This window comes from Flavobacterium sp. GNP011, assembly GCF_056428925.1.
Genome location: NZ_JBWJVJ010000005.1, coordinates 197,740 through 215,392 on the forward strand (window position 1 = coordinate 197,740; position 17,653 = coordinate 215,392).

The following is a 17,653-nucleotide window of genomic DNA, read 5'->3' on the forward strand; positions in this document are numbered from 1 at the left end:
ACAAAAAAAGAGCCTTGAAAAACAAGACTCTTACTAATATTTATAACTCGTACCTTATACATAAGGGAACCAAACTATTTTACAGCTGGCTCATAATTTTGATTATCAATAATCATTTTTCCTAAAATTTCTTTTAAGATTTCTGATGTTCCTCCACCGATAGGCCCTAAACGACTATCTCTAAACAAGCGTGCCAATGGATACTCTTCCATGTAACCGTAGCCTCCTAGCATTTGCAAACAACTGTAAATGGTCTCATCGGCTACTTTTGTAGATTTCAATTTTGCCATTGTCGCTTCTTTAACTACATACTCCCCTTTATCAAGACGGGCTACTGCAGCATAATTGAAAATTTTACAATGCTCAACCTCCGTTGCATGTTCTACAAGTGTATGTCTTAGTGCTTGGAACTTAATGATTTTTTTACCAAAAGCCTCACGTTGCGACATATAATCAATAGTATAATCAATAGCATATTCACCTCTAGCGTGCGCATTGATAGCCATAATCAAACGCTCTAAAGCAAAATGCTGCATGATATAAGGAAATCCTTTACCCTCTTCACCCATTAAATTTTCTGCAGGGATTTCTACATTATCAAAAGCAATCTCTGCTGTATCCGATGCCCTCCAGCCTAGTTTATCAAGTTTTGAAGCTGATATTCCTTTCAAACCCGTATCCATCAAAAAAATACTAATTCCCTTGTTACCAAGTTCTGGGTTTGTTTTGGCAGCCACAATGTAATAATCGGCATATATACCATTAGTAATAAATGTTTTTGAACCATTGATTACATATTTATCCCCTTTTTTAACGGCATTAGTACGCATTCCCGCAACATCACTACCTCCAAAAGGCTCAGAGATACATAAAGCACCTATTTTCTTTCCAGCGATACTCGGGACCAAGTAATCTTGTTTTATCCTTTCGTCACCTTCGGCATTTAAGTGTGTCATAGCCAAATAAGCATTAGCCCACATGGCTGCAGCAAAACCAGATGATTTTATTTTTTGTAATTCCTCAAGGAAAATAACTGTGTAAAATAAGTCTAAACCAAGACCTCCGTATGCCTCTGGGTAAGCTATACCAAAATAACCCATTTCCCCGAATTTCTCCCAAATAAAGCGCTCTATTGTTCCTGTTTTTTCCCATTTCTCAATGTGCGGAACCACTTCTTTTTGTAAAAAACCTTTTAAACTTTCTCTAAATGCTTGGTGCTCCTCTGTGAAGTAAATTGAATTCATATGTTTTTTTTCTTTTTAACAAATTTTAAATTGATAGAAACTAGATACAAAGTCAGTTTCCTGATAAGTGTCAAAAAATCAAAATAGGAAAGAACAATAAAATTACGTTTGTACAAATTATGACAAAAAAACGTACTTTTTATTCTAGTTTTTTGATAGTTCTATTTAAAGTCCAAATATAAGGCAATTATTTTTGCTTTATCAACAGGAAATCCCTTAATTTTTGTTAAATCCTCAATATTTTTTATGTTTCCATTCATACTTCTATATGTTACAATTTCTTTAGCAAGCGCATATCTAAAGTAATGAAACGTGCTAAGTTCTTTCAAAGACGCATTATTGATGTCAACTTTCTTGATATTAGGAAGCGTTCCAACTTTAAAATGAATGTTTAATTTTTCAATAACTTCTGGAGATAGACCCCATATTTCGCCCATTTGATCCATTGAAACAAAGCCGCCAAGTGTCTCTTTCTGTTTTAAAATTCGGGTAAAAATAGCGTCTCCTATTCCGTAGACATCCATAAAAGCTTCTTTATCGGCTTGGTTAATATCTAATACTGATACCTTTTCGTTTTTGGCGAAAGCCTGATACTGCTGATTTTTATATTCTTTATAAGGAGTCGTGCCTTTTTTATGCCCAACCCAATTAGGGAACTTAAACAAGGGAGACATGGTTTCAAGTACTGAATCTGAAATTTGTGTTACCCTTTGAAATTCCTCTGGAGAGTTTACAAATTTATTCTGCTTTCTAAAAGCAAGTAACCTGTCAATCTCTTGTGTAGACATCCCTAACTTATAGCCTTTGTAATCTGAAATAAAATTGGGATTGAATGCATACTGTTGTTTTGGTAGATTTTTATTAACATTCTTCTCGTAATCTAAAGTTGACTGCAACGCAATCCACTGTAACTCCTGCGGTGACTGTTCAATAGTAGGACTAAAATCATAACAATAGTAGCATATTTGTAAAAAAATAATGATGGTAAATAATACTATAATTCCAAGACGTTGTTCTTTATTGAACTTTAAAAAGGATTCAAAAGCTTTGAAGCTCATAATTTGATTGAAATTATTAAAAGTTAGATGCGTATAAAAATAAAAAAAATAAAGAATCAATCCTTAAAAAAAACATGAGTATTTAAAACAAAAATATAAGAGTAATTATAATAAATTGACAAAAAAGACATGAAAAAGGATTTTAAAACATTTTTTATGAGTTAAAAATCAATTATTGTTTTTATTTTTTATAAAAAACAATACATTTGGAGCTTAATAACTTAAAACATTAAACAACCATGTCAATTTGGAGAGTTAAACCAGTATCAGCTTTTGAAGCTGATATGAAAAAAAGTCAATTAAAAAGAGTTTTAGGAAAGTGGAGCCTTACTGCAATTGGTATTGGAGCTATTATCGGAGGAGGAATATTCGTTCTTACAGGTACAGGAGCATATAACCATGCTGGACCAGCACTAGCACTTTCATTTGTTATTGCGGGAATTGCCTGTGTATTTGCAGCGTTGTGCTATTCTGAATTTGCTTCTATTTTACCTGTAGAAGGATCTGCTTATGCGTATGCTTATGGGACTATTGGAGAAATATTTGCTTGGATAATTGGCTGGGGATTAATACTTGAATATGCTATGGGATCTATGACCGTCGCCGTTTCGTGGTCAGGCTATTTCAATAAAATGCTGAAAATGTTTGGTATAAAACTCCCTGAGTGGCTTACCACTGACCCAGCGAGTTATACTGGCGAAGGATTTTCAATGAACTTACCCGCTTTTTTAATTGTAATTTTGGTCATATCTTTATTAATAAAAGGTACTGAAAAGGCAGCTAGCGCTAACAACTTTATTGTAATCTTAAAAGTATCTGCTGTAATTTTTGTAATTATTGCCGGAGCTTTCTTCATAGATGTAGACAACTGGTCTCCATTTATTCCTGATGTACAAACTATTATCGTTGATGAAAAACCACATCAAGCTTACGGAATCAATGGCGTTATATCTGGTGCTGCAGCTATTTTCTTTGCTTATGTAGGTTTTGATGCTGTTTCTACTCAAGCTGGTGAAGCAATCAATCCTAAAAAAGACGTTCCTTTTGCTATTATTGTATCATTATTAGTATGTACAATTCTTTACATATTAGTATCATTAGTTTTAACAGGTATGATTAGCTACCAAGACTTTAACCCACTAGGAAAATATCCTGAAGCTATTAAAGCTCCCGTAGCTTATGCATTTGACATTGCTGGACAAGCATGGGCTGGTTATATTATTACAATAGCTGCTACTGTAGGTTTAATATCAGTATTAATGGTAATGATCATGGGACAATCTCGTATCTTTTTAGGAATGTCAAAGGATGGTTTGATTCCTCCTGTTTTCTCAAAAGTTAATCCTTTATCTGGTACACCAAAAACAAACTTGATGATCTTAGGTGGATTTATTGCTACTGTTGCTGCATTTACACCGATTAGTAAACTTGCCGAAATGACAAGTTTCGGTACCTTATTTGCTTTTACAATGGTATGTATCGCTGTATGGATGCTAAGAGTTAAACAACCTGAACTAGTTCGTACTTTTAAAGTTCCTGCTTTACCAGTAATTGCTGTTTGTGGAATTGCAATCAACACTTGGTTAATGATAAACTTGAGTATTCAAGCACAATTATTTTCACTAGGTTGGTTAGCAATTGGAATTCTGATTTATTTCCTTTACGGAAAACGAAATTCTAAATTGAACAACCCACAAGAATAAAGTAAAAAAGGCTCCTAATAATTAGGAGCCTTTTTTATTTATTTTACAAATCAAATACTGAAGTTCGTTTTGCCCTTATGAGATCTTTTAACTTCATCCAAAATGCGAGTGTAAGGTACACTGCAAACCATAATCCAGCAGTGACAAAAGAAAGGTATATAAAAAAAAGACGCACACTACTTGCCCGCATTCCAAGCGTATCTGCTAATCTGGAAGAAACATGAAATCCGTGTTTTTCGAAAAAAAATTTTATTTTTAAAATTGCTGACATCTAGGAATGAATTTAATAAATACAAAAATACAACTCTATATTCACATCTTCTTATTCTTGTCTATTTGTTTTTGAGCAAATCCATACCGATATTACATTGTAAACACAAACTTTGATTACAATACTCATTTTTCAATTGCAAAAGTGTTTGTGAATCAAAAGCATTTTTTGAAACTATTCCGAAAGAGGCAAACTTATCCACAATCGAATTTTTCTCTGGTGCAATTTCCATAAGCAAATTGATAAAATCCTCTGCTATTTCTTTACCCTGACTCTTTAGATAGGCAAATTGTATTGGAATTATGGTATTGATTACAATCAAATCAATGAATGATTTAGAGAGCGTTTTATTCTTTTTAGGACTTACTTTATCAAACTGATAATGAATATTCCAATACAATGATGAAGGAATTTGAAACAAATTATAACAACTTTGTAAAGACTTTAAAACACTAATTTTTGAAAATAAATTTTGATGTAAATGGTACAAATTTGACAATTGAGAAAGTCTAATTGTGGGAAAATTATCTGGGCGATGTTTAAAAAATTGGACTGGTTCTATTGTGCTTTTTTCAAGCTGGTATTTATGAAGTAAATAAAAATACCTGAATTTCAAATCCTTGAAATAGTTATCCTCTTTATCAGCATCTAATAAACCTGCGGTGCCAAAAATTAAAGCTTCTAAATTTTCAACTTCAAAACTTTCTTTTCTAATGGTAGCAAATGGAATAGATTGTGCAATCTTTAAAAAAGTGTCTCCGTTGGTGTTTAATCCGAAATTTTTAGCTAAAAGACAAAATAAAACCGCTTCCCAATCTTGATTAGTTTGATTTAATAAATCAAAAATAGATTTTGATTTACGTTCTAAACGTTCAAAAAACAATCGTTCTTGCCAATTTTTCAATACAAACTGATCAACTTGATTAATTTGTTTCTCGCAGAAAATCCAAGATTTAGGAGCTACAAGAGATTGATACTTGTTAAGAATTGAGGGATCAACATAATTTTTTAGTTCTAAAACTGGAATTTCGGTATTGTTTTTTCGATAAATTTCAGTGTCATGTTCCCAAACTACATGCAAAATAACACTATCGTAGGCATCGTCTTTTTCGTGATGATGTACATACCAATCAGAAGATTTTATATGTATTTCAACATTTCCAGCCCATTTTTGACCCTCAATAAGGATTTGAGCATTAAAAAAATCAGGGCCCGAAAGTTCTAAATACTGCCCAACATTTATGATAGTCAAGGATTCACCTTGATGTGTTTTCAAATCTAGAATATTGAATTTTTTAAATCTCCAAATGTAATGAAGAAAATCTTCTTTCATATTGTTTATATTTCACTACTTACTAAATTAGTGAAAATAATCTATTCTGAGCAAAACATAATACGAATTTAAGGTAAACAAGCTAAGTACTATCTATTTCAATAAGTACAATTGTGCACAGGCTCGCGCATCAGACAGCGCTTCATGGTGGTTGAGTTCTATGTTCATTTCCCGACAACAATCGCTTAGTTTTGTAGGCTTCAATCCTTTGCTTCGGTATATTTTAACCGTACATTCCCATCGATCTGAGATATTTAAATCTGAATAATCCAAGTAATTATTCGCCATGGACTTAGACAAAACATTCCTATCAAAACTCTCGTTATGAGCAACAATTACACGATTATAAAGGCGTTTGTAAATTTCAGGATATATTTCAGCAAAAGTCTTTGCGTACTCTGTATCGTATGGATGAATTCCATGCACTTGTATTGTGTATGGGGAATAGTAATTATTAGGTGGCTGTATTAAGGTAACAAATTCATCAACAATAATACCGTTTTCAACGGTTACAATACCTACAGAGCAAGGGTGATACCCAATTGCAGTTTCAAAATCTATTGCAGTAAAAGTCACTTTATTTCTATATTAAGGTTACATTTACAAAAATACATTAAAATAACTTCCTGATACTCAAAATTACTTTTAACCTGTTCATAAATCGACTTCATCAAAACAAAAAAAGCCTACATTGTAAAAACAAAGTAGGCCTCAAATTCTATTATAAGCTATTTATTTAATAGAACCAATAATATCATATTTAGTAATAATATGGTGATTACCATTTGCTAATTCAACTAAAACAGCTTCGTTTTCTTTTGTGAATAATTTAGAAACCTCTTCAATAGGTGTTCCCTGCTTCACTATTGGAAAAGGTTTACCCATAACCTCTTTTATCGGTTTATCAGCTACATTTTTATCAACTACATAACTTTGGAACAAATCACTTTCGTCAACAGAACCTACAAATCCAGTAATATCTATTACGGGAATTTGAGAAATCTTGTATTTACGCATGCGCTCAATAGCATGTGAAACTAGCTCTTCGGTGCGAACAACAATAAGTGGCTTATCAATATGATCCTTGATAACATCCTCTGCTTTAGTTACTTCTTCTTCTAAAAATCCACGTTCACGCATCCATTCATCATTATACATTTTCCCTACGTAACGGCTTCCTGAATCATGAAAAAGTACCACTACCACATCATCTGGCTTAAAATGTTCTTTCAATTGCAACAATCCTTTGATAGCAGCACCTGCCGAGTTCCCAACAAAAATTCCTTCTTCAAGTGCAATTTTTCGAGTGTAAACTGCAGCATCTTTATCCGTTACTTTTGTAAATCCATCAATAAGAGAGAAATCAACGTTTTTAGGAAGAATATCCTCCCCTATACCTTCAGTGATATAGGAATAAATTTCGTTTTCATCAAAAATTCCCGTTTCATGATATTTTTTAAATACAGAGCCGTAAGTATCAATTCCCCAAATTTTAATATTTGGATTTTGTTCTTTTAGATACTTAGCAGTTCCAGATATCGTTCCGCCGGTACCTACACCAACTACAAAATGAGTAATTTTACCGTTAGTTTGTTCCCAAATTTCAGGACCAGTTTGCTCATAATGTGCAATTGCATTAGATGGATTATCGTATTGATTGACATACCATGAATTAGGTGTTTCCTCAGCTAGCCGTTTTGAAACTGAATAATAGGATCTTGGATCAGTAGGCTCTACATCAGTAGGACAAACAACAACTTTTGCTCCTACGGCACGTAGAATATCCATTTTTTCTTTTGATTGTTTATCAGAGATAACACAGATCAATTTGTAACCTTTAATTATAGCTACTAGTGCAAGTCCCATTCCTGTATTCCCTGAAGTACCTTCAATGATGGTTCCTCCGGGTTGCAATCTTCCATCAGCCTCAGCATCTTCAACCATTTTAACCGCCATTCTATCTTTTACAGAATTTCCTGGATTAAAAGTTTCTACTTTTGCAAGTACAAGAGCATCCACTTCGGTGGTTACTCTATTTAGTTTTACTAAAGGTGTGTTGCCTATTGTTCCTAATATATTTTCGGCGTAGCGCATTTGGTTATAAATTTTAAATGATAAATTGTAGTCTATAATGGTGCAAAGATAACATTTTCGCAAGTAATATTCTTGTGTAATACAGATTGCGTTCGTGATAGAAGCGGCATCCTTTTCTTGCTTTCTTTAAGCAAGAAAAGATATAGCGCATAGCACGGAAAAACGCCCTAAAGAAAATTGAAATTAATTGAAAAAGTTCCAGATTAAACCAAAACGAATTGTGAAATCACGAGATGGATTATTAGGTGAAGCATAAAAATTATTGCCCGTAAGGCTTGAATTAAAATGTTCTGCTTTTAAGTATATTCTAGTTCTTTGAATTTTTGCATTTATAAAAAAATCTAAATTTGGATGATTCCCAATTTGTTTCTCGTTTTGAACAAAAAACTCGCCAATTAACGGGTTGTATTCATTCGCAAAATATTTTGAAAAATAATTTAAAGAAACTCCCGTTTGTAAAAACAATGCATTTTTGAAGAAATAATTAGAATAATAAATGGTGTTTCGGATTACCACTTCGGGCACATTTAAAACAAGTTCGTCTTGTCTTGTTTTTTGAAATAAAACAGTATTATCTAAAGCAAAATTACCAAAACTAATTTCTTTACTTAACTTTAATGAAGCGTGATTTATAGTTCCATTGTACTGAGCAGGCGCCACAATTTGAGTTCTAACACTCTTTTGCTGATCTGTTGCAATGTTCGTAAAGTATAAATAATCATTGAGTATGGTATATTGAAAATCAATATCAACCCAAGGAGAAACTAGATTAGCATTTAATATATTAATTTTTTCATTTTTAAAATCATTAGACCAGTTGTACTGTATAAAGCTACTTTGGTATAAGTTATAATTATTATTTGGCAATTTATTCAAATTTTGATATTGCAAAGACAGTTGAAAATCTTCATTAAAATTAAATTTAAAATTTGCATCCAGATTTGATAAAGATTGAGGTGTTATAGAGCGTTGATATGAAAAATAACCAGAGAATTTTTTTCGATAAAAAGCGTATTTACCTGATATGGTATTAATATCTTGACTTAAGGCACTAGGAATGTTAGTTTGATTGTTAAAAATTAAAATCCTATTGTAATACGAATTTGATCTAAAATCATCAATAAAAAAATAAAACTTACCTAATAGACTGTTTTCAAACGTCAAGCCTACTTTATTGTACAATTTATTATAACGCGTTTGGTCGTTTATATTGGAATTAAGAAATGATTCCCCAAAACGATCAACAGTTGAAAAACCTACCGTTGAGGAAACTGTACGCTGATTGAACTCGAAAAATTTATTTTCGTAGTTTACTTGATGCGATACATATAAATTTGTATTCCCTTTTTCCGGATTTATTCTGAAATTATGATCCAGAAAAATTCTTTTCCCTTTTAGGAAAGATTTGGCATCTGTAAAATAAACTTCAAACCGCTGTCTATTATTAAAGCTTGTGTTTTCACTTTCAAAATCTTCAATAGTAGTAATGCCACCATTCTCTTCATTTAAAATGTCTTGAAAAGTATAATGCGCCTTTGCAAAATAACGCTTATTCTTTGTATTATAGCTAGTAGTAAACCTAAAATTACCCGTACTAGATAATTGGTTCAGATATTCGCCTTCTGATCGAAGGCCTTTATATGCAATAGAAAAATTAAGATTTTCTGATGTATTTAAACTAATAAAAGCGTCTACAGATTGACCTCTATTTATGGTAGTTTTAAAATACAATTCAGTAACAGGCGTAGCAACAGAATAATACCTTAACTGCTGTGCTTCTAGAAAATTAAAATGTTTTGCTTTAAAGCCAAACTCAGGTAAAGGATTGTACTCCCTGAGGCTATACCGCAAGGTATTATACGTTTGGCCATCATTTGCAAAAGGAAGTAAACCAAAAATATCTTTTCGTAAATAATTGTGACTGTACTCTTTTTGAATAGTCAATGAAGTATCTATATATGTGGTATCGTTATCAAGTGTGATTACTTTATATAGATCAATAGATGCTACTTTTTTGTTTTTAAGTGAATCCGGAATTCTTATTGATTTCGGTTTTTGTACAATCGATTCATTTTTTGATTGTGCAAAAAAAGTAAATTGAAAAAAAATAAAAAAAAAATAAAAAAAATTTTTCATTTGATAAATAGTATTGCCTAGAATGCAAAGATAAATTTTATCAAACAATACCTAAGTTTTATTTCAAATAAATTAAACAATTGAAATTTAAAAAACAAAGTTCAAATAGTTTGAGATAAAAAAAAACTGCGAGATAAAAATCTCGCAGCTTGATAAATAAAATACATTTATTATTGATATATCCAAAATTTAGTAACCTGGATTTTGTGTTAAAGCATTAACATTAATTTCTCTTTGAGGAATTGGTAATGTGAATCTATAATCAATTACATTAATATTAACAGGATTAGTTGCAGAAGAATTAACCGCATCTTGAGCAAATCTGTCAGTACTAGTTACACCTGCATCAGCTCCTAATCTTTTTAAATCAATGTATCTATGACCTTCAAATGAAAGTTCTTTTCTTCTTTCTAACAATACATCAGCTAAAGCAGCAGTTGCATTTGCATATACAGGAAGTGGAACAACACCGCCAGTGTAACTTCTCGCTTGTCTAACTTGACGTATCAAATCAGCTGCACCAGTCAAATTACCACTTCTAATAAGACACTCTGCTTTGATAAAATAAATCTCAGATAATCTAAATACTTTTAAATCATTAGCAGTATGACCACCATTTTTACCAGGATACTTGTCAATAACAATAACCTCACTAGTTCTAGAAGCGGTAGCAGGAGTAGCAGATATTGTAGATGAACGATCTACAAAACACCATCTTCTATAATCTTGTGCACCACCGCCTAGGTCTGCACTGTACAAGTTGAATAAATTTCTACCCATATCATATAATGGCCCACCAGTTATATATGATCCGTTAGTATTGTATTGGCTACTAAAATTAATTTTATTTATAGGCTTATCTACAGCGAATAAAATTTCACCTTGTGCAGCATCAACCCACATTTTTCTATACATTGGACTAGATGTAGAAGCCCATTGATCAATTTGAAACAATGCTCTTTGTACAGGAAAACCTGTACCAGGATCTACATTTATGGTGTTAGCGCCATTAGCAGCACCGTTTGGAACCACAGTTGCAGCTGTAGAAGGAAAATTAGCTACCGAAACAGTCGATGTAGACAAAACCAATCCAGAGTTAGTTAAGGCATCATCAGCATTTATCAAAGCTTGAGCATAATTTTTTCTATATAAATACATTCTTGCTTTAAATGCTCTAATAAAGTTACTGTTAATAAATTTATAAGCAGTTGGTCCAGTTGGATTAACTAAATTAGCTTGCGCGTAAGCTAAATCACTTTCAATTAACTTAAAAACTTCACCATTTGTTGACCTTGGAATATCTTGATCAGCAGTAGGCACAAAATCTACAAGCATAACACCAGGAGCCGCATCATTACTTAAATCTGTAGAGAAATAAGTCAACAATTGAAAATGAGAAAAAGCTCTTAATGCTCTAGCTTGAGCTAAAATAGAATTATACTGAGCCGTTTCTGATGCTTTAGGAGTATATAATGCAGCTCCTCTCAAAAGTCTGTTACAATAATTAATAGTATTGTAATGGCCGTTCCAAATATTTGCAGCAAAACCATTTGTAGTTAATAAGAAAAATCTTTGAGTTTCATTCGAAACTAGACCGCTACCTATGGCAACTTCGTCAGTCAGTAATGACGATACCAAAATTTCATTCTCAGTACCAAGCCTATCATAAGTTTCATTCAAAAATAACTGTATATTATTTACAGATGTAAATAACCTAGCGTCATTCAATTCTCCCGCTTGTACAATATCAGTTGCATCTGAACAAGAGAAAAAGACTGCCAATACACTTAAAATTAATATTCTTTTTTTCATTTTTTTATTTTTTTAAAAATTAATGTCTACACTAAAAGTATACAATTTTGGAGTTGGAAAATAACCAGTTGTAGAAGCTCTAAACGTCTCAGGGTCAAATCCTCTCCATTTTGTAAAAGTCAAGATGTTTTCTCCTTGCAATCTAAAACGAAGACTTTTCATAAAAGTTCTTTCTAAAAATTTAGATGGAACACTATATCCAACACCTAGATTTCTTAAACGTATGAAAGATGCATCTTGCAAGAATCTATCAGAAATATCAGCTGCATCAATATTAGCAGCATTCCATGAAGGAACATCAGTATTAGTGTTAGTCGGCGTCCATGCATTCAATATATCGGCTGATACAGCAAATAATTCTGCATTTCTAATATCCATCAAACCTTGGTAATCAATATCAAATCTATAAAAATCTGCTGAATAGGCAAAGGCAGCATCAAGGAAAAATCCTTTATAAGAAGCGTTAAAACCGAATCCACCTTGATAAACTGGTAAATTATTTTTACCTGATAACCTTCTGTCAGCATCCGTAGGATTTTCTGTATCAGCACCATTTATGTCTGTAAACAAAAGATTACCATTTACAGGGTTAACACCTTTGTAAGGTACTACATAATACTGATTTGCTGGACCTCCAATAGCATTTGCAAAATCAGTACCAATTCTTTGCTTACCAGTTCCGTCATTTAATACACCTAAATCTGTTATCTTATTTTTGTTATAAGCACCATTTGCATAGATGGCAAGTTTAAAATCTGAATTTTTAAGTACATCATATCTCAAAGACAACTCTATACCTTCGTTAGATAGCGCTCCATTATTACCTGCTAAATTGGTTATACCATTAGATGAAGAAATAGGAATACTAGTATACAAGTCAGTAGTTACTCTTTTGTAAACATCAAAAGAACCAGATAATCTGTTTTTTATATTAAAATCTAAACCAACGTTAGCTTGAGAAGTGGTTTCCCACTTTGCATTTACGTTTGCGATAGAAGAAACACCAAATGAAGGTGCATTACCATATCCAGTTTGGGTACTATTTAAATCACGAACTATTTGGGTTCCGTTAAAAATAGTAGCTGCATCACTATCCTGATCCCTAGCTACAATATTCTGATTACCAGCAGTACCATAAGATGCTCTTAATTTTAAATCAGTAAAAAATTTATTATTTAACATAAAGTCTTCTTTACTAATATTCCATCTTGCTCCAACTGAATAAAAAGTAGCCCATTTATTTTCGTTGATAAACTTTGAACTTGCATCTCTCCTCACAGTAGCAGCTATACCGTATTTAGAATCAAAATCATAATCCATGGTAGCAAAATAAGAGAATAAACCAGCATCTACTCTTGATGCCCCTACAGCTGGAGCATAAGTAAATGGTAACGCTAAGCTATAAGTAATATAACCAGTACCAGCACCCGGAGACCAAGTTAATGGATTCAGACCTGTTTGTTGATAGAAAAACGATCTTCTATGAGCTTTTAAATACTCCATAAAAACAGAAGCGTCTAAAGTATGCTTTCCTGATTCAATTTTATAGTTTAACTGATTAGTTGAATTGAAAGAAAATTCTCTGTTTGAACGAATTGTTTCAAGACCATGAAAAGCTTGTCCTGCACCTACTGCTCTTACAACAGAAAGATAAGCATCTGGTCCAATTGCAAAAGTTCTTTTATCTTCTGCATAATCACCACCAATAGTACTTTTGAAAGTTAAATTTTTTGTCAATTTAAAACCTAAATTAGCCGAAACAATTGTTTTTAATTCTTCAAAAAAACTTGGAGCATTATTAGTTTTTAATAAATCTTGCAACATAAAAGGAGTAAGTTCAAGTGCTGGAGATCCAAACTGAGCAAATAACTGCGCACCACTTTGATAAGTATCAGGCCTTAAATACGTTGGGGAAAGCAAATATCCATTTAGTGGATTTTGCAAAATATTATTATTAATACCCGCTCTTGTTTCCTGTTCTAGTTGTTTTCTTTTTGAAAACGCAGTTGTAACATTAGTTCCATATGTTAATCTTCCATTTGAAGATTTACCAGAAAAATTAGATCTGAAAGTAAATCTTTTGAAATCAGTTGTCGGAACGATACCATCTTGTTGAAAGTAGCTTAAAGAGGTAAAACTTTTAGTGTTTTCTCCACCTAAAGAAAAGCTAACATCTTGACTTGAAGTTTTACCAGATCTAAAAAATACCTTTTTCCAATCTGTATTTACAGCGTAAGAATCGATGTTATTTACATTTACTGTAATACCTGGACCAACACCTGTAAAACCTGGACCAGCTCCAAAAGCTTTTTGAATTCCTAAATGTTGTTTTGCATTAACCAAATTGTAATCATCTCCTCTAAATTCTGAAACACCATAAGAAGAAGTATAATTTACAGATAATGCAGAGTTATAATCTCCTTTTTTGGTAGTAATTACAATAACTCCATTAGTACCTCTGTTACCATAAACCGATGTTGCAGAAGCATCTTTAAGTACAGAAACACTTTCTATATCATTTTGATTTAGGTTTCTGAAAAAAGCTTGAGTTAAAGGCACACCATCAATAACATACAAAGGATCAAGACTAGCATTTAATGAAGAGGCTCCCCTGATGATAATATCAATTTTGTTACTCCCAGGTTGACCAGATGCTAATGCAATATTAGTACCTGCTAATTGGCCTTGCAATGATTGCAATACGTTAACATTAGGTCTTCCTTCTATTACTTTCGCTGTAACAGTCTGAGTGGATCCTATTGTCTTTGCTTTTGTAGAAGTTTTACCATAAGCACCTACAACTACTTCCTGCAAGTTAACACTTGCGTCCTTAAGCTTAACATTTAATGAACTAGAAGCCCCTACAACAGCTTGGGTATTTTGCATACCAACAAATGAGAATATTAGAACATCTCCAATTTTAGCCTTAATCGAATAAGTTCCATCCAAAGTAGTTTGCACACCTGTCTTTGAACCTTTAATTAAAACATTTACGCCAGGAATAGGTCCTGTCGCATCTGTAACAGTACCTGTTATAGTTCTTTCCTGTGCAAAAGCGAATTGCATTGACAGTGCCAATAGCAACGAAAAAATCCATTTAAATTTTGATCTCATAAATTTATTTTTTTTGAGTTTGTTAAAAGACAAAACTATTAATTAATTATTAATTAACAAACTTTTAATAGTTAATATTAAATATATATTAAATATAGTCAAAGTCCGTAATAGATTGTTAAAAAAGTTTGAATTTCCAATAAAATATTAACATTCTTACAAAAAATACAGATTTAATACTCATATATATTAACAACTTTAAAACTTGTTTGATTTCAAAAAAAAAAAATCCATTTTGTAGTGATTGAATAATAAATAAAAGTATGCTTCAAATAAATTGTATTAAATATTATATTTAAATAATCAGAGAATTATTTAAATATAATTCAAAAAAAAAGGTAACTTTTAACAAAAAAGCATCTAATATAAATTCATTTATTGTTATTCAAGAATTTTTTTAGATTTTTATTGTTTCTATTCCTTTTATCATTTCTGAATTTATTTAGTTTTTTTTTAGAACAATAAAACTTTTTGAATTTAACTTGAGTTATATTTAAAAAATATATTTTAATTTTTATAGATTATCATTAAATTGTAAAATCTGGATTAAGCTTATCTAAACCTTATAAAAAATATATAGATAATTTATCAGTAATTTATAATAATAATTTTATGATACCCTTTTAACGAGAGTAAAAAGAAAACTTATTTAAATTCAGTCAACAATTTAATAACTTTAATTAAACTGCATGAAAATAACTAGACATACTTTCGATCCTTTCTATCCTCATTTTATCTATGGCGATTTTGCGTTTTGATACTTAAAAATAATAGCAAAAAGCAAAAGAGAATTTTTTTTATAAGTATTTCAAAACACTAATCTTTAAAATTAAAACTTACTATCTAAAAAAAAAAAAACGTGTAAGCTTATTGAAAATATAAATGCGTAAATTCTTATAAAAATTAATAACAAATCCATATTATTTAATAAATTGAATAAATTGAATAAAAATGAAAAATTTATATAAAAGAAGATTGAAAAAATATTGCTCTAAAGAAAACCCAAATTAAGTTAAATCACCTTCTCACATACTCTTAATATTCAATTAAATATTAAATACTTTGGAATATATTATCAAATAACAAATACTCGTTGATAAAAATTTTATAGAAACAACAGTATAAAAATATTCACAAAAGAATATTGAAATTTAAATAAATATTTAAAAAAAAAAATATTTGAAGTAATAAAACCATAAAAGGGAAATATAGAAATTAGCTCAGATTTAAAAGTAAATATTTTAATCAATAGTTCACGTCAAGTAATAATTCCATATAATTTTTTTTCAATGAAACATAAATCTAGAATTGGATAGTAAACAATGAAATTTTTTATAAATTCACGCTTAAACATGACTATAACAAGAGAATATTGCATTGTTATTAAACTAAACATCATCTGAAGCATAAGCTTTAAGAAAAAAACTTTAAAAAATTTATCTATTTAAAAACAAAACAACTTACCAAATATTATTTATTTAGTCATTTTCAAAAATATTATAAAAATTCTCTCAAAATTATAGAATGAAAAATAAGGTGTATTTTTAAATATACTTCAACAGACTTAAAGAGTTTATTAAGTCTTTGAATTAAAACAAATACATTATAAAAATGAAAATACCTACCTAACAAAACATATCAACGAATATTATGGAGAAGTGAACCTTTTTTAAAAGTCTATAGTTCATATATAAAAGATATGCAGAAAATGACTTATCCAAAATCATAAAGATAAATCAGGTTATGAATTCAAAGAAATATTAGTAAAACTGCTTACCTGTTCGAGTAAAATTATCGATTCATAATATGATTTAAACAAATCATTTAATAGAAGGAAGAACATCAAGAATATAATAACAAAAAATAATATAAAGTTGAAAAAAGAAGATATCAGAACACTCTTAAAATAGTTAGAAAATCATTTAATGTATTTAAAAAAATATTACCAAATAATTTTATTATCAAAAGGATGGCAAAAACACTAAATTTGATAATCTTTTAGATTAATTTTTTTGCAAACTAAAGAAAAAAAAGTTTTTGAAAAAATATTTATATATTAAAAGTATCAATATTCTTTAAACATTGATAACAATAAAAAATTCTTTAAAATGACAAGTCAAACCGACATGTTTTCTTTTGTCTGCATAAATCTATCGCTTTTTAGCTACTACTACACTAAGTCAACACCTCTTGAATTTTACAGAGTAAATTAATACCTTAAATTAAACTAATATTGAAAACTCTACGATAAATATAATTATACCTATAAAAGGTATCATATCAATATAATTTTCAAAAATAAAACACTAGAATAGAGCTCTTCTTTTTTTTATAATATAAGTTCAAGTTTTAAATGCAACTGATAAAAAAAATAACAAAACAAACCATTTTTACAACATTACCCTATTTATTAAAAATGAATATATTAACAATTGTCAACATTATTAATTTTATTAAAATTAGTGTTTTAGAAAACTTTTAAAAGTTTTAGAATAATTATTTATAATTCTGAACTGGTTGAATAGTTGTAAAATAATACTTCATTACTGATAGTTTATAGTATATCAAAAAGATATAATCTTCGGTTAATAAAGTATACGAATATCAATTTCATATTCTTTTATTCAAGTTAAATCATCATTCGAAAAATTATGTTGATCTAAAAAAAGTTTTCGGCTATTTCAGAACAATAACTTTAACTTCTATTCCCATTATTTTGAATTAGATATTTTGACTTACACCAATTATTGAAAGAACTTAAAATCCATAATTAATTCAAGATTGACAAGGAAATATGTTCTACTTCAAAAACAATTTGAGATATAGTTTTAATCTTTTAACACAAGTTTTACTTAACGGATTTAACATTTTTTTTACTAGTAATTATT

Annotated in this window: 10 protein-coding genes; 1 reads left to right on the forward strand and 9 read right to left on the reverse strand. The window is 30.3% G+C overall.

Features of this window, described 5'->3' with window-relative positions; all coding sequences use genetic code 11:
- Positions 1 to 74: 74 nt before the first annotated feature.
- Positions 75 to 1,244 (reverse strand): acyl-CoA dehydrogenase family protein, encoded by a 1,170-nt coding sequence (locus AC061E_RS06970; protein ID WP_478285582.1) that lies wholly within the window; start codon positions 1,242 to 1,244, stop codon positions 75 to 77.
- A gap of 161 nt (positions 1,245 to 1,405) precedes the next feature.
- On the reverse strand, positions 1,406 to 2,302 hold the full coding sequence (locus AC061E_RS06975; protein ID WP_478285583.1) for a ComEA family DNA-binding protein: 897 nt from the start codon (positions 2,300 to 2,302) through the stop codon (positions 1,406 to 1,408).
- Between the two features lie 239 nt (positions 2,303 to 2,541).
- Between AC061E_RS06975 and AC061E_RS06980 the strand changes: the two genes are divergently transcribed.
- A complete protein-coding gene (locus AC061E_RS06980; RefSeq protein ID WP_478285584.1) occupies positions 2,542 to 4,005 on the forward strand; it encodes an APC family permease in 1,464 nt (487 codons plus the stop codon).
- A gap of 43 nt (positions 4,006 to 4,048) precedes the next feature.
- Here AC061E_RS06980 and AC061E_RS06985 read toward each other — a convergent pair whose 3' ends face one another.
- The 7 genes from AC061E_RS06985 to AC061E_RS07015 all read right to left on the reverse strand — a co-directional run bounded on the left by AC061E_RS06985 (position 4,049) and on the right by AC061E_RS07015 (position 14,765).
- Positions 4,049 to 4,276, reverse strand: a complete 228-nt coding sequence (locus AC061E_RS06985; RefSeq protein WP_144889117.1) for a PspC domain-containing protein — start codon at positions 4,274 to 4,276, stop codon at positions 4,049 to 4,051.
- Positions 4,277 to 4,337: 61 nt separating this feature from the next.
- Entirely contained in the window at positions 4,338 to 5,609 is a 1,272-nt protein-coding gene (locus AC061E_RS06990; RefSeq protein WP_478285585.1) for a DUF2851 family protein, read from the reverse strand.
- Positions 5,610 to 5,702: 93 nt separating this feature from the next.
- Complete coding sequence (locus tag AC061E_RS06995) at positions 5,703 to 6,185, reverse strand: 3'-5' exonuclease (protein ID WP_478285586.1); 483 nt, start codon at positions 6,183 to 6,185, stop codon at positions 5,703 to 5,705.
- 156 nt (positions 6,186 to 6,341) lie between these two features.
- Positions 6,342 to 7,703 (reverse strand): pyridoxal-phosphate dependent enzyme, encoded by a 1,362-nt coding sequence (locus AC061E_RS07000; protein WP_478285587.1) that lies wholly within the window; start codon positions 7,701 to 7,703, stop codon positions 6,342 to 6,344.
- A gap of 183 nt (positions 7,704 to 7,886) precedes the next feature.
- A complete protein-coding gene (locus AC061E_RS07005) occupies positions 7,887 to 9,839 on the reverse strand; it encodes a putative porin (RefSeq protein WP_478285588.1) in 1,953 nt (650 codons plus the stop codon).
- 189 nt (positions 9,840 to 10,028) lie between these two features.
- The gene (locus tag AC061E_RS07010; protein ID WP_478285589.1) at positions 10,029 to 11,651 is read right to left on the reverse strand and encodes a RagB/SusD family nutrient uptake outer membrane protein; all 1,623 of its coding nucleotides are present in this window, start codon (positions 11,649 to 11,651) and stop codon (positions 10,029 to 10,031) included.
- Between the two features lie 12 nt (positions 11,652 to 11,663).
- Entirely contained in the window at positions 11,664 to 14,765 is a 3,102-nt protein-coding gene (locus AC061E_RS07015) for a SusC/RagA family TonB-linked outer membrane protein (protein ID WP_478285590.1), read from the reverse strand.
- Between the last annotated feature and the right edge of the window lie 2,888 nt (positions 14,766 to 17,653).